At 67.1% G+C, this 20,398-nt stretch carries 15 protein-coding genes and 2 pseudogenes; 13 read left to right on the top strand and 4 right to left on the bottom strand.

Annotation, left to right across the window (positions count from 1 at the left end; all coding sequences use genetic code 11):
* Positions 1 to 74 precede the first annotated feature (74 nt).
* From N4S67_RS18745 to N4S67_RS18725, 5 genes and pseudogenes are all read left to right on the top strand, one after another.
* Entirely contained in the window at positions 75 to 2,036 is a 1,962-nt protein-coding gene (locus N4S67_RS18745) for a 2-oxoacid:acceptor oxidoreductase subunit alpha (RefSeq protein WP_260994493.1), read from the top strand.
* Positions 2,033 to 3,109, top strand: a complete 1,077-nt coding sequence (locus N4S67_RS18740; RefSeq protein ID WP_260994492.1) for a 2-oxoacid:ferredoxin oxidoreductase subunit beta — start codon at positions 2,033 to 2,035, stop codon at positions 3,107 to 3,109. The genes N4S67_RS18745 and N4S67_RS18740 overlap by 4 nt, the downstream gene beginning before the upstream one ends.
* 10 nt (positions 3,110 to 3,119) lie before the next feature.
* Positions 3,120 to 3,734 carry a molybdenum cofactor guanylyltransferase gene (gene mobA, locus N4S67_RS18735; RefSeq protein ID WP_260994491.1) on the top strand — a complete coding sequence of 205 codons (615 nt, stop codon included), beginning with the start codon at positions 3,120 to 3,122 and terminating at the stop codon, positions 3,732 to 3,734.
* A gap of 1,100 nt (positions 3,735 to 4,834) precedes the next feature.
* Positions 4,835 to 5,068: pseudogene (locus N4S67_RS18730) on the top strand (transglycosylase family protein); the annotation flags it as partial.
* Positions 5,069 to 5,381: 313 nt separating this feature from the next.
* Positions 5,382 to 5,603 (top strand): annotated as a pseudogene (locus tag N4S67_RS18725) (transglycosylase family protein); the annotation flags it as partial.
* Positions 5,604 to 5,739: 136 nt separating this feature from the next.
* Here the strand turns inward: N4S67_RS18725 and N4S67_RS18720 are convergent.
* The 4 genes from N4S67_RS18720 to N4S67_RS18705 are packed head-to-tail and all read right to left on the bottom strand — an operon-like array spanning position 5,740 to position 8,426.
* The gene (locus tag N4S67_RS18720; RefSeq protein WP_260994490.1) at positions 5,740 to 6,318 is read right to left on the bottom strand and encodes a VOC family protein; all 579 of its coding nucleotides are present in this window, start codon (positions 6,316 to 6,318) and stop codon (positions 5,740 to 5,742) included.
* Positions 6,315 to 7,478 (bottom strand): FAD-dependent oxidoreductase, encoded by a 1,164-nt coding sequence (locus tag N4S67_RS18715; RefSeq protein WP_260994489.1) that lies wholly within the window; start codon positions 7,476 to 7,478, stop codon positions 6,315 to 6,317. Before N4S67_RS18715 ends, N4S67_RS18720 begins: the two co-directional genes overlap by 4 nt.
* Positions 7,479 to 7,509: 31 nt before the next feature.
* On the bottom strand, positions 7,510 to 8,040 hold the full coding sequence (locus N4S67_RS18710; protein ID WP_260994488.1) for a PaaI family thioesterase: 531 nt from the start codon (positions 8,038 to 8,040) through the stop codon (positions 7,510 to 7,512).
* On the bottom strand, positions 8,037 to 8,426 hold the full coding sequence (locus N4S67_RS18705; RefSeq protein WP_260994487.1) for a winged helix-turn-helix transcriptional regulator: 390 nt from the start codon (positions 8,424 to 8,426) through the stop codon (positions 8,037 to 8,039). Before N4S67_RS18705 ends, N4S67_RS18710 begins: the two co-directional genes overlap by 4 nt.
* A gap of 66 nt (positions 8,427 to 8,492) precedes the next feature.
* Here N4S67_RS18705 and N4S67_RS18700 point away from each other — a divergent pair, with 66 nt between their 5' ends.
* From N4S67_RS18700 to N4S67_RS18665, 8 genes are all read left to right on the top strand, one after another.
* Complete coding sequence (locus N4S67_RS18700; RefSeq protein ID WP_260994486.1) at positions 8,493 to 10,484, top strand: S9 family peptidase; 1,992 nt, start codon at positions 8,493 to 8,495, stop codon at positions 10,482 to 10,484.
* A 10-nt stretch (positions 10,485 to 10,494) separates the two neighbouring features.
* Positions 10,495 to 11,748: a saccharopine dehydrogenase family protein gene (locus N4S67_RS18695; protein ID WP_260994485.1), complete on the top strand. Its 1,254-nt coding sequence runs from the start codon at positions 10,495 to 10,497 to the stop codon at positions 11,746 to 11,748.
* A 212-nt stretch (positions 11,749 to 11,960) separates the two neighbouring features.
* On the top strand, positions 11,961 to 14,621 hold the full coding sequence (locus N4S67_RS18690) for a valine--tRNA ligase (protein WP_260994484.1): 2,661 nt from the start codon (positions 11,961 to 11,963) through the stop codon (positions 14,619 to 14,621).
* Positions 14,618 to 16,039, top strand: coding sequence for a bifunctional tetrahydrofolate synthase/dihydrofolate synthase (folC, locus tag N4S67_RS18685; RefSeq protein WP_260994483.1), 1,422 nt, complete (start codon positions 14,618 to 14,620; stop codon positions 16,037 to 16,039). The genes N4S67_RS18690 and folC overlap by 4 nt, the downstream gene beginning before the upstream one ends.
* Positions 16,036 to 16,422 (top strand): DUF4233 domain-containing protein, encoded by a 387-nt coding sequence (locus N4S67_RS18680; RefSeq protein WP_260994482.1) that lies wholly within the window; start codon positions 16,036 to 16,038, stop codon positions 16,420 to 16,422. Before folC ends, N4S67_RS18680 begins: the two co-directional genes overlap by 4 nt.
* 39 nt (positions 16,423 to 16,461) lie before the next feature.
* Entirely contained in the window at positions 16,462 to 16,869 is a 408-nt protein-coding gene (gene ndk, locus N4S67_RS18675; RefSeq protein WP_260994727.1) for a nucleoside-diphosphate kinase, read from the top strand.
* 301 nt (positions 16,870 to 17,170) lie between these two features.
* Entirely contained in the window at positions 17,171 to 19,957 is a 2,787-nt protein-coding gene (locus tag N4S67_RS18670; RefSeq protein WP_390893449.1) for an Rne/Rng family ribonuclease, read from the top strand.
* Between the two features lie 2 nt (positions 19,958 to 19,959).
* Positions 19,960 to 20,376 carry a PPOX class F420-dependent oxidoreductase gene (locus N4S67_RS18665; RefSeq protein WP_260994480.1) on the top strand — a complete coding sequence of 139 codons (417 nt, stop codon included), beginning with the start codon at positions 19,960 to 19,962 and terminating at the stop codon, positions 20,374 to 20,376.
* The last annotated feature ends 22 nt before the right edge of the window (positions 20,377 to 20,398 follow it).

Here is a 20,398-nt window from a genome sequence, read left to right as displayed (position 1 = left end):
ACGGCGCGTCAGCATGACCGCGACGCGAACGACATTCGCTGGCGCAGGGCGCAAGCAGACGGAAGGCAGGCGTAGTGGGGGCCAAAGACAACGTTGTCAGTCCCGGAACTGCAGGGCCTCGGCAGAAGCTCGAAAAGGTCGTCATCCGGTTCGCCGGTGACTCCGGCGACGGTATGCAGCTCACGGGTGACCGCTTCACGTCGGAAGCCGCCTTGTTCGGCAATGACCTTGCGACACAACCGAATTACCCCGCCGAGATTCGCGCGCCCCAGGGCACGCTGCCGGGTGTGTCGTCGTTCCAGATTCAGATCGCCGATTACGACATCCTGACCGCGGGCGATCGCCCCGACGTGCTGGTAGCGATGAACCCCGCCGCGCTCAAGGCCAATGTCTCCGACTTGCCCCGTGGCGGCCTGATCATCGCCAACTCCGACGAGTTCACCAAGCGCAACCTCGCCAAGGTCGGCTACGAAGCCAATCCACTGGAGACCGAAGAACTCTCCGATTATGTCGTGCAACCGGTCGCGATGACCACGCTGACGCTGGGTGCGGTGGAATCAATCGGCGCGTCGAAGAAGGACGGCCAGCGCGCCAAGAACATGTTCGCCCTCGGCCTGTTGTCGTGGATGTACGGTCGCGAGCTCGAGCACAGCGAGGCCTTCATCCGCGAGAAGTTCGCCCGCAAGCCCGACGTCGCCGAGGCCAACGTGCTGGCACTGAAGGCCGGCTGGAACTACGGCGAGACCACCGAAGCCTTCGGCACGACCTACGAGGTGTCGCCGGCCAAGCTCAAAGAGGGCGAGTACCGCCAGATCTCGGGCAACACCGCGCTGGCCTACGGTCTCGTCACCGCCGGTCACCTCGGCGATCTGCAAATCGTGCTCGGCACCTACCCGATCACGCCGGCGTCGGACATCCTGCACGAGCTGTCCAAGCACAAGAACTTCAACGTCATGACGTTCCAAGCCGAGGACGAGATCGCCGGCATCGGTGCGGCCATCGGTGCTTCCTACGGTGGCGCGCTGGGCGTGACGAGCACCTCGGGCCCGGGCATTTCCCTGAAGTCGGAGGCCATCGGCCTGGCCGTGATGACCGAGCTTCCGCTCATCGTCATCGACGTGCAGCGCGGCGGACCGTCGACCGGGCTGCCGACCAAGACCGAACAGGCCGACCTGCTCCAAGCGATGTTCGGGCGCAACGGTGAGTCGCCGGTCGCGATCCTCGCGCCGCGTTCGCCATCGGACTGCTTCGACGTCGCGATCGAAGCGGTACGCATCGCGATCAATTACCACACGCCGGTGATGATCCTGTCCGACGGCGCGATCGCCAACGGCTCTGAGCCGTGGCGCATTCCGGACGTCAGCACCTACCCCGCGATCGAGCACATCTTCGCGAAGTCAGGCGAGCGGTTCCAGCCGTACGCCCGTGACCCCGAAACCCTGGCCCGCCAGTTCGCTGTCCCCGGCACTCCCGGTCTCGAGCACCGCATCGGTGGACTCGAATCTGCCAACGGCTCGGGCAACATCTCCTATGAGCCCAAGAACCACGATCTGATGGTGCGACTGCGGCAGGCCAAGATCGACGGCATCGCAGTCCCGGATCTCGAGGTCGACGACCCGAGCGGCGACGCCGACCTGCTGATGATCGGGTGGGGGAGCAGCTATGGCCCCATCGGCGAGGCGTGCCGACGCGCGCGGCGCAGGGGCCTGAAGGTCGCCCACGCGCAGCTGCGCAACCTCAATCCGTTCCCGGCCAACCTCGGCGAGGTGCTCCGGCGCTACCCCAAGGTCGTGCTGCCGGAAATGAACCTCGGGCAGCTGGCGCTGCTGCTGCGCGGCAGGTTCCTCGTCGACGTTCAGTCGGTGACGAAAGTGGAAGGCATGGCGTTCCTGGCCGACGAGGTCGAGGGCATCATCGATGCCGCTCTGGATGGAACGCTGGGCGACAGGGAAATCGACAAGGCCAAGTTCGCGCGGTTGGCAGCAGCCACCATCGAGGTGGACGCCGACGCGACTGGCGTAGGAGCAGGCGCATGACAGACGTGCTCGGCAACGATCTCGGGTTGACCCCGCTGACGAAGATCAGTGGAGTGCCGAAGACCGACCAGCCACAAAAGGGCAAGGACTTCACCAGCGATCAGGAAGTCCGGTGGTGCCCCGGTTGCGGCGACTACGTCATCCTCAACACGATCCGCAACTTCCTGCCCGAGCTGGGGCTGCGCCGCGAGAACATCGCGTTCGTCTCCGGCATCGGTTGCTCGAGTCGCTTCCCGTACTACCTGGAGACGTACGGCTTCCACTCGATCCACGGGCGCGCGCCGACCATCGCCACCGGTCTGGCGCTGGCGCGCGAGGATCTGTCGGTCTGGGTCGTCACCGGCGACGGCGACGCGTTGTCGATCGGTGGCAACCACCTCATTCATGCGCTGCGCCGCAACATCAACATCACGATCCTGCTGTTCAACAACCGCATCTACGGCCTGACCAAGGGTCAGTACTCGCCGACGTCCGAGGTCGGCAAGGTCACCAAGTCGACACCGATGGGCTCACTGGACTACCCGTTCAACCCGGTGTCGCTGGCGCTGGGCGCGGAGGCGACGTTCGTTGGTCGCGCGCTGGATTCGGACCGCAAGGGTCTGTCCGAGGTGCTGCGCGGGGCTGCACAGCATCGCGGCGCGGCTCTGGTCGAGATCATGCAGGATTGCCCGATCTTCAACGACGGCTCCTTCGACGCGCTGCGCAAGGAAGGTGCCGAGGAGCGGCTGATCAGCGTCACCCATGGTGAGCCGATCGTTTTCGGCGCCGACGGTGAGTACTGCGTGGTGAAGTCCGGGTACGGCCTCGAAGTCGCCAAGACCGCCGACGTGGCAGCCGACGAGATCGTTGTGCACAACGCCCGGGTCGACGACCCGGCGTACGCGTTCGCGCTGTCGCGGTTGTCCGAGCAGAATCTCGAGCACATGGTGATGGGCATCTTCCGTCAGGTCAGCAAGCCGACCTACGACGACGCCGCCCGCCAGCAGGTGCGGTCGGCCATCGACGCCAAACCTCACGACACGGCGGCACTGCAGTCGCTGCTTCGCGGGAAAGACACCTGGACCGTCGACTAACGTCACGGGTGTGACATCCCCCATACCCCTGGCCGGCGTTGTGCTCGCCGGAGGCGCGTCGCGACGGATGGGCCGCGACAAGGCCACTCTCGCGTACGACGGAACCACGTTGGTCGAACGCATCGTGTCGATCGTGCGTCCCCGCTGCGCGCCGGTGTTCGTCATCGCCGCACCCGGCCAGGCGCTGCCTGCGCTGGACGCCGACGTACTGCGCGACGAGATCAGCGGCGTCGGACCGTTGCTGGCGACGGGGCGTGGTTTGCGAGCGGCGGGCGAGGCCGGGATCGAGCACGCCTTCGTGTGCGCTGTCGACATGCCGCTGTTGTCCGTCGACTTGTTCGACGAACTCGCCGGTCCCGCTGGGCGCCTCGGTGCCGATGTGGTTCTGCCCTGGGACGGACGGGATCACTATTTGGCTGGGATCTACCGAACCGCCCTGGCCGACCGGGTCGCCGCGCTGGTCGAGGCCGGCGCACGAAGCATGAGAGCGCTGATTGACACCGTCGACGCCCATCGGATCGTGATGCCCGAGCAACCGTCTCTGACCAACGTGAATACGGCCGAAGATCTCGGCCGCGCGACGCCGTCGGGCAGAGCCAGCAAACTCGCAATTGCGCGCACCTAAATCACTTTTCTAGTTCGCACGGTCGATCAAAGCGATTCGTTCGGCAGCGGACCGTGATCAAAGGCGGCAACTGGGCAAATCACGGTGGTCAGGTGCAGGCGCCAACCTCATAAGCTGTGGCGCTAAAAGCATTGGTCCGCAGCATGTCTCGTGAGATTTCGGCTATCGCGGGCCGGTTCAGGAAGCGTTTCAGTGCGAGTCCTGGCCTGTATAACGCCTCCGTCGACTCCTGGCGCATTCCCTTGCCGCAGGGGCACGCCCCATCATCGGGAGTGGCATTCCTCGGACTTGCGCCGATTCCGCCTTCGATACGGCACCGCGAGTGATCCGTAAAACTGCTATCCCACAACGATATTGACGACTTACGTGCCCCGTCTTGATCTTGCAAAGGATTGAGCGGTCGGTGCGACAATCGCTGAATCTCTCGAACACATTGTGGAGCAGTAGTTTTCGCAATAGCGCTGTGCCTCGGAAGACAACAGCGAACCTAGGTTGCATATGCAAATAGTCGCGACGCATCGATTCATCAACCGGCGCTGCAGGTTTCACGGGCCGCGCCGCCATGATCAAACGTGAAAAGCGAGTGTGCCACGTCACAAAAAGGCCGTGATATGAGTCACGACGACACGCCCTGCGTCGCCATCCTGAAGGCCCGTCAATCGCCGGGGTGACCTGCGTGGACGACACACATTCGGCGTCGTGATCTGCCCGTGATCTTGTCGCGACACGTTCTTCACCGAAATGACTTTCACCGAATCGGTTTGTACGGTCCGAAGCGGCTCCAAACGGAGCAAATAATTCAAAAACCACGAACCTGCGTGTGAGTGGGGCTGCGAAGGTGGGTTTCACCTTCTGCGGCCGCCGGGTCCAACACCCGGTGGGGCATCTCGGCCTCCCGCTGCCGCACCTGACCGAGACGGTGCGGCCCTAACTTCTGGCCTGTGAAGGCAGCTGCGCCTGCGCGTCCCTGCGCGGGTGCTGATGGCGCGCGCTTGGCGAAAGGATCGAAGTTGAAGAACATCCGCAAGACGTTTGGTCTGGCCACCATTGCCGGCGCGCTCGCTGTGGCGCCGATGGCGCTGGCGACCGGCACCGCCAATGCGGAGAGCGTCGACTGGGATGCCGTCGCGGCCTGTGAGTCGGGCGGCAACTGGGCGATCAACACCGGCAACGGCTACTACGGCGGCCTGCAGTTCACCATGGGCACCTGGCAGTCCAACGGTGGCTCGGGGTCGCCCCACAACGCCAGCCGCGAAGAGCAGATTCGCGTCGCCGAGAACGTCCTGGACAGCCAGGGCATCGGCGCGTGGCCGACCTGTGGCGGCCGCGGCTAAGCACCGCGCAAAGCGATCGGAGACGGCGCTGGGTCCTCGGGCCCGGCGCCGTCTCTACTTTCTCAGGAGCCTCTTACGCCAGATAAGTAACGATTAAAACTTTCGACACGGCAGTAACACGTGATGTTCATCACCCGACACACCGGATAACCGCCGTGTGAAGCAGCAGTCACCTGCGGGCCTTGTGTCAAACGGTCGGGGAAGGACCGCAGTGATGAACATGTGTAATGCCGTGATCAAAGGCCTCTGGGCCACCGCTATTGCCGCCGTACTCGCCATCGTGCCGATGGCGCTCTCGACGGCGACCGCCCAGGCCGATTCCGTTAATTGGGACGCCATCGCGCAGTGCGAATCCGGCGGCAACTGGGCCATCAATACCGGTAACGGTCACTACGGCGGCCTCCAGTTCAAGCCCGCGACGTGGGCCTCCAATGGCGGCGTCGGAAACCCGGCGACCGCGTCCCGTGCCGAACAGATCCGCGTCGCCGAGAACGTCCTTCGCACGCAGGGCCTGAAGGCCTGGCCGAAGTGCGGCGCCAATGCCGGCGCCCCCGCGGTCTGGCGCCAGCCCGGCACGCCCACCGCACCGGCGGCGACGGGCGGCTGCGCCGCAATGCCCTCAAAGGGCTTGCTCGGGTTCATCAACCCGCGTCAGATGTGCTCGGCGCTGCTCAACCCGTTCGGCGCGCTGGCGGCACCCCGCTGAACTCGTTGCGCTGAGGATCGACCCCAGCGCCTGAATCGACGGTCCACTGCCAGCGATTCGGGGCCACCCGCTCGTCCTCCACCCGAACGAACTTCCAGATCAACTGTTCCCAGCCGGCCGCGCCGTACAGCCAGCGCGGCGTCCCGTCCGGTCCGTTGCGCACGTCGGCGCCGACCTGTCGTGCCCACCACGCCGCGAGTTCTTCGGGCCGGGCGCTGTCGGTGCACACGGCGAAAGCCTCGGCCGGCGGATCCGGCGCCGCCGCGGGGTTCGGGAACGCGCAGAACTCGTTACCCTCGACGTCGGCCAGCGTCACCCAGCCGGAGTGCTCGCTCAGTATTCGTGCGCCAAGCTCCAGCAGCGGTGCGGTGTCGCGAACGTAGAGGTCGAGGTGGACGCGGTTCTTCACCGTCTTGGGCCGGGACTCGGGTCGGAACGTCAGCAGCTGCCGGGCGGCGCCGACTCCGAGCGCGGCGGTCCAGAACCGCGCCATGGCACCCGGATTCACGGAGTCGACGACGAGCGGTCCCAGTCGCAGCGTCATGCCGGCAGCACGTTGGCCTCGGTCGGCAGCGTGAACGCCGAGCGCGCCGCGATCGACGCCAGGTGTCGGGTCACCACGGCCTCGGGCGCCAGCACCGAGGCCCGGCCGGCGAGCGTGCTGAGCAGTGGTGTGTTCATCACGCGGCCGATCACCACCGACTCGCGGACGAGCGCCCGCACGCGCGGCTGACGGAATGCCGCGAAACGCGCGAACGCAGTGGGTAGGTCGTCGGCCAGTGCCACGAATCGGGCCAGGATCGCGGCATCCTCCAAGCCCTGGCATCCGCCCTGCCCGAGGTGCGGGCGCATCGGGTGTGCGGCGTCGCCGACCACCACCGCGGGCCCGCGCGCCCACTGCCGGGCCGGGTCGCGGTCGTAGAGGTCATTACGCAACACTCCGTCGGGGTCGGTCGCGGCAAGGACGGCAGGGATGGGATCGGTCCAGGCGGCGAATTTCTCCTGCAGATAGGCCAGCTCGCCGCCTCGAGCCGTCCCGCCTTCCTGTGTTCGTTCCGTGGCGAACCAGTAGGTGCGGTCGGCGCCGAGCGGCACATGACCGAACTCGGTAGCTGGCCCCAGCACCTCGCCGGCGAGATCCGGGTCGATGGCGCAGTCAGCCACCCCGCGCCAGGCGGTGTAGCCGACGTACCGATCGGTCAGTGCGCCGTTGAGATGGCGGGCCACCACCGACCGGGTGCCGTCGGCGCCGATAACCGCGTCGGCCTCCCACGTCGAGCCGTCCGACAGCGTGACACGGACGCCGTCGGCGGTGACCACGATCTCGCGCGCGGACCGGCCGTCGTGCAGCGAACTGCTGGCGAGGGCGCCGGCGAGCACCGAGGTCAGCGCGGAGCGGCGGATGACCACGAGGGGTTCGCCCAACGCCCTCACGAGCCGCTCCCGTGCCGGACGGCGCAGCCAGGTGCCGTCACGCCAGCGCATTGCGCCCGCGGTGATCCTGCCTCCGGCCTCGCGCACGGCGTCACCGAGGCCGATCTCGTCGAGGGCGGCCAGCGCGTTGGGCCAAATGCTGATTCCCGCGCCCGACGAAGTGTCGGTGCGTTCTTCGACGACGCTGACGTCGTGTCCGCGCTGTTGCAGTGCCACCGCGGCCGCAAGCCCCGAGATGCCCGCCCCGACCACGAGGATGCGCTTCGACATCCGTCGAACGTATCGCGCCGACGGCGGTGAGTTACAGGTCGAAGATCAACAGAGTGCTGCTGGCGGTGGCCACAACGGAACCGGAGGAGTCGGTCACCGTGCCTTCGGCGAACCCGATTCGCGAACCGGACTTCACCACCGTGCCCGTCGCGGTCAGCGTGCCGCTGCTGAGCCGGACCGCCTTCAGGTAATTCACCTTGATCTCGACCGACGTGTAGCCCTTGCCCTGCGGCAGGGTGCTGTGGATCGCACAGCCTGTCACCGAGTCCAGTAGCGTGCAAATCAGGCCGCCGTGGATGGCGCCGATCGGGTTGTACGCCGATTCATCGGGCACACAGGTGAATTCGACACGGCCCGGTTCGACGTCGCCGAGTTCGAATAGCATCAGGCCTGCGATCGGCGGTTGCGGCAGCACGCCGTCGGCCATTGCTCGCAGATAGTCGATGCCGGCCATGGCGAGGCCCTTGGCGGTCGTGGGTGCGGGGTCGTGCCAGGTGACGGTCCGCGAGCGCTGCGGGCCCCAGTCGGCGCGGTCGGACGTCTTCGACAGTTCGACAGTCATCGGGATCCCTTCAGGTCGCGCAACGGGCGGTAGCGGGGCAGGCGGGCGGGGTCGTCGGCGGCGACCGCGTGGGCTTTGCCCCACGCCAGCAGTGCGTCGAGGACGGGGATCAGGTCCTCCCCGGATGCGGTGAGCCGATATTCGTGGCGCGGGGGAGAGCTCTGGTACGGCGACCGGGTGATGACCCCCGCGGCCTCGAGCGCCTTCAGCCTCGCGGCGATGCGGTCACGCGGAGCGCCCGTGCCACGCACGATGTCACCGAAGTGCGTGGCACCCAGGGCGATCTCGCGGACGACGAGCATTGCCCACCGCTCACCGACGAGTTCCAGCGCCGCGGCGATCGGACAGGGCCGGCCGGGCAATCGCTCCAGGCCCACCGTGGTCATGACACCAGCCTGACAAGACTCAGTTTGAAAGTCAAACTCACAACGACTGTGCTACGAACTACAGGCATGGCGACGCCCTTCCATGACCTCGACGAGTTCATTGCGCTGCCGCGCGTGTCCGGGCTCGCGCTGGCCCCCGACGGATCGCGCCTGGTGACGACGGTGGCCGAACTCAACAGCAAGCGCACCGAATACGTCAGTGCCGTTTGGGAGCTCGACACCGCCGGCCAACGGCCGGCCCGCCGGCTGACGCGCGGCGCGAAGGGTGAGTCGGCGCCCGTGTTCACCGTCGACGGCGATCTGCTCTTCGTCGCGGCGCGTCCCAGCGAGGACGACGACAAGCCGCCTGCGACGGTGTGGCGCCTGCCGGCGGCAGGGGGAGAGGCGGTCCAAGTGCTGTCGCTGCCGGGTGGTGTCGAGGCGGTGGGTACCGCCCGAGGGGCCGACGTGGCCGTGGTGCGCGGGCCGATGCTGCCGTCGGCGCGCAATGTCGACGACGACCGCCGCCTGCGGGAGCTGCGCAAGGACAACAAAATCACCGCGATCCTGCACACCGGATATCCGGTCCGGCACTGGGACAGCGATCTCGGCCCAGCCGAACCCCATCTGTTCGTCACGAATTCGGCGGGTGCGCCGCCCACCGACCTCACCGTCGCGCCGGGTAGTGCCCTGCGCGACGCCGAGTTCGACGTCAGTGACGACGGCCGCTTCACCGTCACGCACTGGCAGGATCCCGCGCCCGGCGCATCACGGCACGCCGTGCTTGTCCGCATCGATACCGACACCGGCGAGCGGACCGTGATCGCCGACGATCCGGACGCCGACCTGTGGAATCCGGTGGTCGCGCCGGACGGGTCGGCGGTGGCCTACGTTCGCGAGTCGTACTCAACCCCAGACGATGCGCCGCGAATCAGCCTGTGTTGCACTAGATTCGGCGCAGGGCCAGCCGCGATAGCGCCGGGTTGGGATCGCTGGCCGACGTCGGTCACGTGGTCGCGAGACGGCTCGGCGTTGTTCGTCACCGCCGATCAAGACGGCAGGAGCCCGATCTTCCGGATCGACCTCGCCGACGACGCTGTGACGCAGGTGACCTTCGACGACTACGCGTACACCAACGTCAACGTCGCTCCCGACGGCGTCATCTACGCGCTCCGCAGCTCATACGCGGCGCCGCCGCACCCGGTACGCATTGATTCCGGCGGCGTGGTCAATGAGTTGCCGTGCGTCGAGCCACCGCAGGTCCCCGGCACGGTGTCCGAGATCGAGGCGACGGCGACCGACGGGACCCGGGTGCGTTCCTGGCTGGTGCTGCCCGACGAGGACGCCGGCCCCGCGCAGGCGCCACTGCTGCTGTGGATACACGGCGGACCACTCGGCAGCTGGAACAGCTGGCACTGGCGGTGGAACCCGTGGGTGTTGGCGGCCCGCGGGTACGCGGTGCTGCTGCCGGATCCGGCGCTGTCGACCGGCTACGGTCAGTCCTTCATTCAAAGAGGTTGGGGCGCATGGGGAGACGCGCCATATCACGATTTGATGGCCGCGGTCGACGCCGCGTGCGCACATCCGCGCGTCGATGCCGACCGGACCGCGGCGATGGGCGGTTCGTTCGGCGGTTACATGGCCAACTGGATCGCCGGGCACACCGACCGCTTCGACGCGATCGTCACCCATGCCAGCCTGTGGGCTCTCGACCAGTTCGGCGCCACTACTGACGCGTCGTACTACTGGCTCCGAGAGATGACTCGGGACATGGCGATGGCGAACTCTCCGCATCGTCACGTCGATGCGATCCGCACACCGATGCTCGTCATTCACGGCGACAAGGACTACCGCGTGCCCATCGGCGAGGCGCTGCGCCTGTGGTACGAGCTGCTGACAGAGTCCGCACTGCCCGCCGATGCCGGGGGTGACAGCCCGCACGCCTTTCTCTACTTCCCGTCGGAGAACCACTGGGTACTCTCACCGCAGCATGCCAAGATCTGGTACCAGGTGGTGACGGCGTTCCTGGCCCGCCAAGTGCTGGGTGAGGACGCCGGACTACCCGAGACGCTCGGGTAGCGTCGCCTTCATGAGCGCCGACCGTGAATTCGACATCGTTCTCTATGGCGCGACCGGATTCGCCGGCAAGCTGACCGCCGAATACCTGGCTCGTGCAGCGTCGGGCGCCAGAATCGCCCTCGCCGGCCGCTCGCAGGACAAGCTGCTGGCGGTGCGCGAGTCGCTGGGGGAGACGGCGGCGTCATGGCCGCTCATCACAGCTGACGCAGCACAGCCGTCCACGCTCAATGCGCTGGCAGCCCGGACCCGGGTCGTCGTCACCACGGTCGGGCCTTACGCCCACTACGGGCTACCGTTGGTGGCTGCGTGCGCCGCTGCCGGAACCGACTATGCCGACCTCACCGGCGAGACGCTGTTCATCCGCGAAAGTGTCGACCAGTACCACAAACAAGCCATCGACACCGGCGCTCGCATCGTGCATTCGTGCGGATTCGATTCCATCCCTTCCGATCTCACGGTATTCGCATTGCACCGACGCGCTGAACAGGACGGCGCGGGCCAACTCGTCGACACCAATCTCGTGGTGCGGTCGTTCGCGGCAGGCATCTCCGGTGGCACCGCCGCCTCGATGGTTGAGGTGATGCGCGCGGCCTCGTCGGACCCGGAGGCGCGGCGGCTGATGAACGACCCGTACACGCTGTCGCCGGACCGTGGCGCCGAGCCTGAACTGGGCGGTCAGCCCGACCTGCGTTGGCGGCGGGGTCGCGATATCGCTCCGGAACTCGACGGCTTCTGGGTGGGCCCGTTCGTCATGGCGGCGGTCAACACCCGAATCGTGCGGCGCAGCAACGCCTTGCTCGACTACGCCTACGGGCGTCGGCTCGAGTACGGCGAGCAGATGAGCATGGGGCGGTCCGCGGTCGCGCCGGTGGCCGCCGCGTTGGGCGCGGCAGGCAACGCCGCGACGATGGCGCTGGGCAGCCGTTACTTCAACCGGCTGCCGCGCAAGGCCGTTGAGCGAATCCTTCCGAAGCCGGGCACCGGTCCGAGCGAGCGCACCCGCGAAAAGGGTCACTACACCGTTGAGACATACACCACCACGAGCACGGGTGCGCGCTACCGGGCCACCATGTCGCAGAAGGGCGACCCGGGATACAAGGCCACGTCGGTGCTGCTGGGCGAGAGCGGGCTGGCGCTCGCAATGGATCGCGACCGGCTCTCCGACCTGCGCGGCGTGCTGACTCCCGCAGCGGCGATGGGCGACGCGTTGATGGCTCGATTCCCGGCTGCCGGAGTCGCATTGGAGACCGTGAGGCTCGACTGATCGGCCTGCGGCGAACGTCGGGCCAAGATCACTGCGGTCGCGGAGGTCCTCGGTGGCGATGACGGCATCGCTTTGCCAAGTCGCAGGCCCAGCCGACCAGCGGTGGGTTTGGCGACATCCTCGGCGGATTACCCGGCGGCAAGAAGTAGTCCCGAACCTGCCCCGGTAATCCGGTTGGGCAGTGCTGACCGCGCACTCCATAGAATGGCGCGGTGCCCGCCAGCTTCCAGTCCGCCGACGCCCTGCCCAAGTCATGGGATCCGGGTGCGGTGGAAAGCGACCTGTATGAAGGCTGGGTCAACGCCGGCTACTTCACTGCCGACGCCGCAAGCGGCAAGCCGCCGTACTCGATCGTGCTTCCGCCACCGAACGTCACCGGCAGCCTGCACATGGGGCATGCGCTCGACCACACGCTGATGGACGCGCTCACCCGGCGCAAGCGCATGCAGGGCTACGAGGTGTTGTGGCTGCCGGGCATGGACCATGCCGGAATCGCGACGCAGAGCGTTGTGGAAAAGCAGCTCGCCGTCGACGGCAAGACCAAGGAGGACTTCGGCCGCGAGCTGTTCATCGAAAAGGTGTGGGACTGGAAGCACGACTCAGGCGGCACCATCGCCGGGCAGATGCGTCGCCTGGGCGACGGCGTGGACTGGAGCCGTGACCGGTTCACCATGGACGAGGGCCTGTCGCGCGCCGTCCGCACCATCTTCAAGCGGCTGTTCGACGCCGGTTTGATCTACCGCGCCGAGCGGCTGGTCAACTGGTCGCCGCTGCTCGAGACCGCGGTGTCCGACCTCGAGGTCAAGTACGAGGACGTCGAGGGTGAACTGGTCTCGTTCCGGTACGGGTCGCTCAACGACGACGAACCGCACATCGTTGTCGCCACCACCCGCGTTGAGACCATGCTCGGAGATACGGCGGTCGCGGTGCATCCCGACGACGAACGTTACCGCCATCTGGTCGGCACCACCCTGCCGCACCCGTTCGTCGACCGTGAGCTGATCATCGTCGCGGACGAGCACGTAGATCCGGAATTCGGTACGGGGGCAGTCAAAGTCACGCCCGCACACGATCCGAACGACTTCGAGATCGGCATGCGGCATCAGCTGCCGATGCCGACGATCTTGGACACCAAAGGCAGAATCGCCGACACCGGAACGCAATTCGACGGCCTCGACCGGTTCGAGGCGCGTGTGAAGGTTCGCGAGGCCCTGGCGCAGCAAGGTCGGGTCACCGCCGAGAAGCGACCCTATCTGCACAGCGTGGGGCACTCTGAGCGCAGCGGAGAACCGATCGAACCCCGGCTGTCGCTGCAGTGGTGGGTGAAGGTCGAGACGCTGGCCAAGGCCGCAGGTGACGCGGTGCGTGAACACCGCACCGTAATTCATCCGCCCAGCCTGGAACCGCGCTGGTTCGCCTGGGTCGACAACATGCACGACTGGTGTATCTCGCGTCAGCTGTGGTGGGGCCACCGCATCCCGATCTGGCATGGCCCCGACGGTGAGATGGTGTGCGTCGGTCCCGACGAGACGCCGCCGCAGGGTTGGGAACAGGACCCCGACGTCCTGGACACGTGGTTCTCCTCGGCGCTGTGGCCGTTTTCGACCATGGGTTGGCCCGAGCGCACGCGTGAGCTCGAGAAGTTCTATCCGACAACTGTTCTCGTTACCGGATATGACATCCTGTTTTTCTGGGTGGCGCGGATGATGATGTTCGGCAACTTCGTCGCCGACGACCCGGCCGTCACCCTCGAGGGTGCACGCGGGCCGCAGGTGCCGTTCGAGAACGTCTTCCTGCACGGGCTGATTCGCGACGAGTTCGGCCGCAAGATGAGCAAGTCTCGGGGCAACGGCATCGATCCGCTGGACTGGGTCGACCAGTTCGGCGCCGACGCGTTGCGCTTCACCCTGGCCCGCGGCGCCAGCCCGGGTGGCGACCTGTCGATCGGTGAAGACCACGCCCGCGCGTCGCGCAATTTCGCCACCAAGCTGTTCAATGCGACCCGGTTCGCGTTGATGAACGGGGCCGCCCCGGCCGATCTGCCCGCGATCACCCAACTCACCGACGCCGACCGGTGGATTCTGGGCCGGCTGGAAGAGGTTCGTGCCGAGGTGGATTCGGCGTTTGATGCCTATGAGTTCAGCCGCGCGTGCGAATCGCTGTATCACTTCGCCTGGGACGAGTTCTGCGACTGGTACCTCGAATTGGCGAAGGTTCAACTGGCCGACCCGGATGAACGCGTCGTGCAGCACACCACCGCGGTGCTCGCCGCGGTGCTGGACACCCTGCTCAAGCTGTTGCACCCGGTGATGCCGTTCGTCACCGAGGTGCTGTGGAAGACCTTGACCGGTGGTGAGTCGCTCGTGATCGCCGACTGGCCGCAACCGTCCGGCATCAGCGTGGATCCGGTTGCGACTGTGCGGGTCGCCGATATGCAGAAACTCGTTACCGAGGTCCGCCGTTTCCGCAGCGATCAGGGGCTGGGCGACCGGCAGAAGGTGCCCGCCCGGCTGTCCGGCCTCGCGACGGCCGACCTCGACGCACACATCCCCGCCGTCAGCGCGCTGGCCTGGTTGACCTCGGCGGAAGAGGGCTTCACCCCGTCTGCCGCGGTCGAGGTCAGGTTGTCGCAGGCCACTGTGACCGTCGAACTGGATACCTCGGGCACCGTCGACGTGGCGGCCGAGCGCAGACGCCTCGAGAAGGATCTCGCAGCGGCGCAGAAGGAATTGGCCGGCACGACAGGCAAGCTCGGCAACGACGCCTTCCTGGCCAAAGCCCCGGCCGACGTCGTCGACAAGATCCGCGCCCGCCAGCGGGTGGCCAGCGAGGAGGTCGACCGCATCACGGCCCGGCTGGCCGGCCTGACATGAGCGAGCCCGTCCCAACACCGGACGAGATCGCGTCGCTCCTGCAGGTCGAGCATCTGCTCGACCAGCGTTGGCCGGAAACCCAACTGGAACCGAGCACGGTCCGTATCTCGGCGCTGATGGAGATGCTCGGCTCGCCGCAACTGGGCTACCCGTCGATCCACATCGCCGGTACGAACGGAAAGACGTCGGTGGCACGGATCGTCGACGCGCTGCTGACGGCGCTGCATCGCCGCACGGGCCGCACCACAAGTCCGCACCTGCAGTCCGCGGTGGAGCGCATCTCGCTGGACGGCAAGCCGATATCACCGGCGCAGTACGTCGCGACCTACCGGGAGATCGAACCGTTCGTGCACCTGGTCGACCAGCAGTCCGAGGCCGGGCAGTTCGGTGGCCAGGGACCGCGACTGAGCAAGTTCGAGGTGGTCACTGCGATGGCCTTCGCGGCGTTCGCCGACGCACCCATCGACGTCGCCGTCGTCGAAGTCGGCCTCGGTGGCCGCTGGGACGCGACCAACGTGGTCGATGCGCCGGTCGCGGTCATCACGCCGATCGGGGTCGACCACGCCGACTACTTGGGCGACACCATCGCCGAGATCGCCGGGGAGAAGGCCGGAATCATCAAGAAGCAGAAGGACGACCTGGTGCCTACCGACACGGTCGCCGTCATCGGCCGCCAGGTGCCCGAGGCAATGGAGGTGCTGCTGGCCCAAACGGTGCGCGCGGATGCGGCTGTGGCCCGCGAGGATTCGGAGTTCGCGGTACTGGGCAGGCAGGTCGCAGTCGGCGGCCAGGTCCTCGAACTGCAAGGCCTCGGCGGGGTCTACAGCGACATCTTTCTGCCGCTGCACGGCGAACATCAGGCGCACAACGCCGTCGTCGCGTTGGCCGCTGTCGAGGCGTTCTTCGGCGCGGGCGCGCAGCGCCAACTCGACATCGATGCGGTGCGCGAAGGCTTCGCGGCGGTCACCAGCCCCGGCCGGCTCGAACGGATGCGCAGCGCGCCAACCGTTTTCATCGACGCGGCGCACAATCCCGCCGGTGCGGCGGCGCTCGCTCAGACACTGCAGGAGGAATTCGACTTCCGTCACCTTGTCGGCGTCGTCTCGGTGATGGCCGACAAGGACGTCGACGGCATCCTGTCCGCCCTCGAGCCCGCGCTCAATCAGATCGTGGTGACGCACAACGGGTCACCGCGCGCGCTCGAGGTCGAGGCGCTGGCGTTGCGGGCCGAGGAGCGGTTCGGGCCGGAGCGCGTCGTCGTCGCCACGACGCTGGCTGACGCAATCGAGACGGCCACCGCGCTGGTGGAAGATGCCGGGCTCGAGGGCGAGGGATTCGGCGGCGCGGGCATGATCATCACCGGCTCGGTGGTCACCGCCGGAGCGGCGCGCACGCTGTTCGGAAAGGATCCCGAATGACCGCACCCCCGCCGCCAGACCCGTGGAAGAGCTTTCGCGGCGTCATGGCGGGCACGCTGATTCTCGAGGCCATCGTGGTGCTACTGGCCCTGCCGGTGGTGGCCCGGGTCGGCGGCGGGCTCACCGCCCTCAGCGGCGGGTACCTGGTCGGTCTGGCAGTCGTCCTGGTGCTGCTGTGCGGTGTGCAGGGCAGGCCGTGGGCGATCTGGGTGAACGTGGCCATCCAACTGGCGCTGATTGCCGGCGTCTTCGTGCAAGGGGCGATCGGCATCCTCGGGGTGATCTTCCTGGCGGTCTGGCTGCTGATCGCCTATCTACGCGCCGAGGTGCTGCGCAGGCAGAAGCACGGGCTGCTGCCCGGCCAGCAGCTTCCTCCCGAGTAGTCACGCCGGGCCGCTAGGCTGTCGGCCGTGAATGAGCCGATCGAGCGGACCCTCGTATTGATCAAGCCGGACGGTGTCCAGCGTCGCCTGGTGGGAGAGATCCTGCGCCGGATCGAAGGCAAGGGCCTGTCGATCGCGGCCCTGCAGCTCAAGGACGTCAGCGACGACCTCGCTCGTCGGCACTACGCCGAACACGAGGACAAGCCGTTCTTCGGATCGTTGCTGGAGTTCATCACGTCCGGACCCGTCGTGGCGGCCATCGTGGAGGGCCCACGCGCCGTTGCGGCCTTCCGCCAAATCGCCGGTGGCACCGATCCCGTCGAGAAGGCCGTGCCGGGCACAATCCGTGGTGACCTGGCACTTGTCACCCAGGACAACCTCGTGCACGGCTCCGATTCGCCCGAGTCGGCCGCGCGCGAAATCGATCTCTGGTTCCCCGGCGCCTAGCCTCGCGATGACGCCTGACCCCAGCCTGGTCGGGGCCGGCGGCGTGATGTGGGATACTGAACGCGGGTAGCCGGCCTTCAACCAGGGCCGGACACCCGGATGAAGACTTAGACGTGCGCGACCATCGCCACGCGCGGGGTGCCCACCTGTGCTCCTCGCGTGCGCGTGCGGCGCCGACCGTCCAGCCATCATTCAGACCGGCACTGGGTTGGTTCAACAAGAACTGCTCGGAGCAAGACCACAACACGCTCGGGAGAAGTAGCCCGGGCCCATAGCGGAAGCCCTCGCGTGGCCGCGTCAGATACGACGCGCCCGGGGGCTTAGAGGAGAATTCGTGGCCGACAGTGACCATTCTCAAGCCCCAACCGAAGATGAATCAGCAGAGACGCAGCACGATGAGGACTCCAGCCAGTCCGGCGAGCTGAGGTTCCAGTCGTTCGCTGCGCCCGCCGATGAGCCTCTCGACGCCGACGAGCCGACGGCGGTCGACGGCGACGAGCCTGAGTCGCGGCTGATCCTGGAGACACCCGCGCAGAGCGCGCCAGAACCGGCTGACTATCTCCCGCTCTTCGTTGCGCCGCAACCCGTCGTGGCCCGTTACGAGGCCGGCGCCGACGACGATGACGACGAGGACGACGACGACACCGACGACCACGACACCGAAGACGCCGACGAAGCCGGCCCGGACGCAGACGAGGACCAGTCCGAGCGGCCGTCGGGCCGCCGCCGTCGTCGCGGTCGCCGCGGCCGCGGTCGGGGGCGGGGCGAGCAGAACGGCGACGACATCGACGGCGAAGGCGATTCGCCGGACGGTGGGCGCGATGAGGACTCCGATGACGCCGACGACGACAACGACGCCGACGACGACAACGGCGATGACGACAGCACGGGCGGTGACGGAACAACGCGTCGCCGCCGTCGCCGCCGTCGTCGCAAGTCCGGTTCCGGTAACGACGACAACGGGTCATCGCCCGACGATCCGCCCAACACCGTTGTGCACGAACGCGAGCCGCGGCAATCGGGCAAGGGCGACAAGTCCGCCAAGGGTGGTGGCGACGGCGAGATCCAGGGGATCAGCGGGTCAACCCGGCTGGAGGCCAAGCGGCAGCGCCGCAGGGATGGCAGGGACGCCGGTCGGCGTCGCCCGCCGATCCTGAGCGAGGCCGAGTTCCTGGCTCGTCGCGAGGCCGTCGAGCGGATGATGGTGGTGCGCGACAAGGTCCGCTCCGAACCGCCGCATGAGGGTGCCCGCTACACCCAGATCGCCGTCCTCGAAGACGGCGTCCTTGTCGAACATTTCGTGACTTCGGCGGCCCAGTCTTCGCTCGTCGGCAACATCTACCTCGGCATCGTGCAGAACGTGCTGCCCTCGATGGAGGCGGCGTTCGTCGACATCGGCCGCGGCCGCAACGGCGTGCTCTACGCCGGCGAAGTGAACTGGGAGGCCGCGGGCCTCGGCGGCCAGAACCGCAAGATCGAACAGGCCCTCAAGCCGGGCGACTACGTCGTCGTGCAGGTCAGCAAGGATCCGGTCGGCCACAAGGGTGCCCGACTGACGACACAGGTGTCGCTCGCGGGCCGCTATCTGGTGTACGTGCCCGGCGCCTCGTCGACGGGTATCAGCCGCAAGCTCCCCGACACCGAGCGTCAGCGTCTCAAGGAGATCCTGCGCGAGGTCGTCCCGTCCGACGCCGGAGTCATCATCCGCACCGCCTCCGAGGGCGTGAAGGAAGAGGACATCCGCTCTGATGTGAACCGCCTTCAGGAACGCTGGACCGAGATCGAGGCGCGGGCCATCGAGACCAAGAAGAAGGCCGCCGGTGCCGCCGTCGCGCTGTACGAAGAGCCCGACGTTCTGGTGAAGGTCATCCGCGACCTCTTCAACGAGGACTTCACGGGGCTGACCGTGTCCGGCGATGACGCCTGGGAGACGATCAACGGGTACGTGAAAGCAGTTGCGCCGGATCTGCTTCCGCGGCTGAACAAGTACGAGCCAGCGAGCCCGGATGGTCCGGACGTGTTCGCGGTGCACCGCATCGACGAGCAGCTCACCAAAGCGATGGACCGCAAGGTGTGGCTGCCCTCGGGCGGCACGCTGGTGATCGACCGGACCGAGGCCATGACGGTCATCGACGTCAACACCGGCAAGTTCACCGGCTCCGGGGGCAACCTGGAACAGACCGTCACCCGCAACAACCTCGAGGCCGCCGAGGAGATCGTGCGCCAGCTCCGGCTGCGCGACATCGGCGGCATCGTCGTCATCGATTTCATCGACATGGTGCTCGAGTCGAACCGCGATCTCGTGTTGCGGCGGCTCACCGAAGCCCTGGCCCGCGACCGCACCCGGCACCAGGTCTCCGAGGTGACCTCACTCGGGCTGGTCCAGCTCACCCGAAAGAAGTTGGGCACCGGCCTGATCGAGGCGTTCTCGACATCGTGCACGCACTGCGGCGGGCGCGGCATCCTGCTGCACGGCGATCCCGTCGACTCGGCATCGGGTAACGGCCGCAAGTCGGAATCGGGCGGCCGCCGAGGCAAGCGCGGCAAGAAGGCGGGCAAGACCGAGGACGTCCCCGTCGTGAAGCTGCCCGCGCATCCCGCAGGCGAGCATCCGATGTTCAAGGCGATGGCCGCCGCCAACGGCCGCCACGACGACGACGAGGACGAAGGCGCCGAGGAGAACAAGCCCGTCGAAGAGGTCGCCGAGGCTGATTCGGATGCCATCCGCGCCGCCGTCACCGAAGACGAAGAGCTCGACGACGACTTCGACGAGGACTCCGACGACGAGGACTCCGAAGACGAGGACTCCGACGACGAGGCGGATGAGGACGACATCGACCTCACCGATGACGAGGACGACGACATCGACGACGACATCGAGGTCATCAACGGCGATTCGGAGGACGAGTCCGACGACGAGTCCGATGATGACGATGACGAGGAGTCCGACGACGAGTCCGATGATGACGATGACGAGGAGTCCGACTCCGACGACGACGACTTCGAGGACGAGCCCGTCCGCCCCGTCGGTCGCCATCGCCGGCGCGCCGCCGCCCGGCCAGCGGGACCGCCTGCACAGGAAAGCTGATCGTGGCGTTCAGTGACGAGGAAGTCGCCTTCCTGCGGTCACAGCCGATTGCGCGCTTGGCCACGGTCAATGCCGATGGTCAGCCCGACGTCGTGCCAGTGGCATTCGAAGTCTCTGACGACCACATCTGGATCGGCGGCGTCGGTGCCGCGGTGCTGACCACCCGCAAATTCCGCAACATCGGGGCGGGGCGCACCAAGGTGTCGCTGGTCGTCGACGACCTACTGTCGGTCGACCCGTTCGTCGCGCGGTCGATGCGCGTGTACGGAGACGCGGACCCGCCGGTCGAGCGCACCGGACTGATGGGCCCCGGCCTGTACAGCCGTATCACCCCGAAGGTGTCGTGGAGCTGGAATCTGGCCGGAGAACCCGCCGGTGAGCAGTGGTACCCGGCCAAGCGCACCGTCCACGAGCCGTGACCTGCGGTGATTTGACCCTCAA

Origin of the sequence: Mycobacterium deserti (assembly GCF_025345615.1) — a bacterium.
GTDB lineage: Bacteria > Actinomycetota > Actinomycetes > Mycobacteriales > Mycobacteriaceae > Mycobacterium > Mycobacterium deserti.
The sequence above is the reverse complement of the archived record's forward strand: the minus strand, read 5'-3'. Positions and strand labels throughout refer to the sequence as shown.

Coding starts and splice junctions, on each gene's coding strand:
- N4S67_RS18705 (WP_260994487.1), bottom strand. CDS start 8,426: ATGACCACGGTGGGCCTGGAGCGATTGCCCGGCCGGCCCTGTCCGATC.
- N4S67_RS18740 (WP_260994492.1), top strand. CDS start 2,033: ATGACAGACGTGCTCGGCAACGATCTCGGGTTGACCCCGCTGACGAAG.
- N4S67_RS18695 (WP_260994485.1), top strand. CDS start 10,495: ATGAGCGCCGACCGTGAATTCGACATCGTTCTCTATGGCGCGACCGGA.
- N4S67_RS18710 (WP_260994488.1), bottom strand. CDS start 8,040: ATGACTGTCGAACTGTCGAAGACGTCCGACCGCGCCGACTGGGGCCCG.
- folC (WP_260994483.1), top strand. CDS start 14,618: ATGAGCGAGCCCGTCCCAACACCGGACGAGATCGCGTCGCTCCTGCAG.
- N4S67_RS18700 (WP_260994486.1), top strand. CDS start 8,493: ATGGCGACGCCCTTCCATGACCTCGACGAGTTCATTGCGCTGCCGCGC.
- N4S67_RS18720 (WP_260994490.1), bottom strand. CDS start 6,318: ATGACGCTGCGACTGGGACCGCTCGTCGTCGACTCCGTGAATCCGGGT.
- N4S67_RS18715 (WP_260994489.1), bottom strand. CDS start 7,478: ATGTCGAAGCGCATCCTCGTGGTCGGGGCGGGCATCTCGGGGCTTGCG.
- N4S67_RS18680 (WP_260994482.1), top strand. CDS start 16,036: ATGACCGCACCCCCGCCGCCAGACCCGTGGAAGAGCTTTCGCGGCGTC.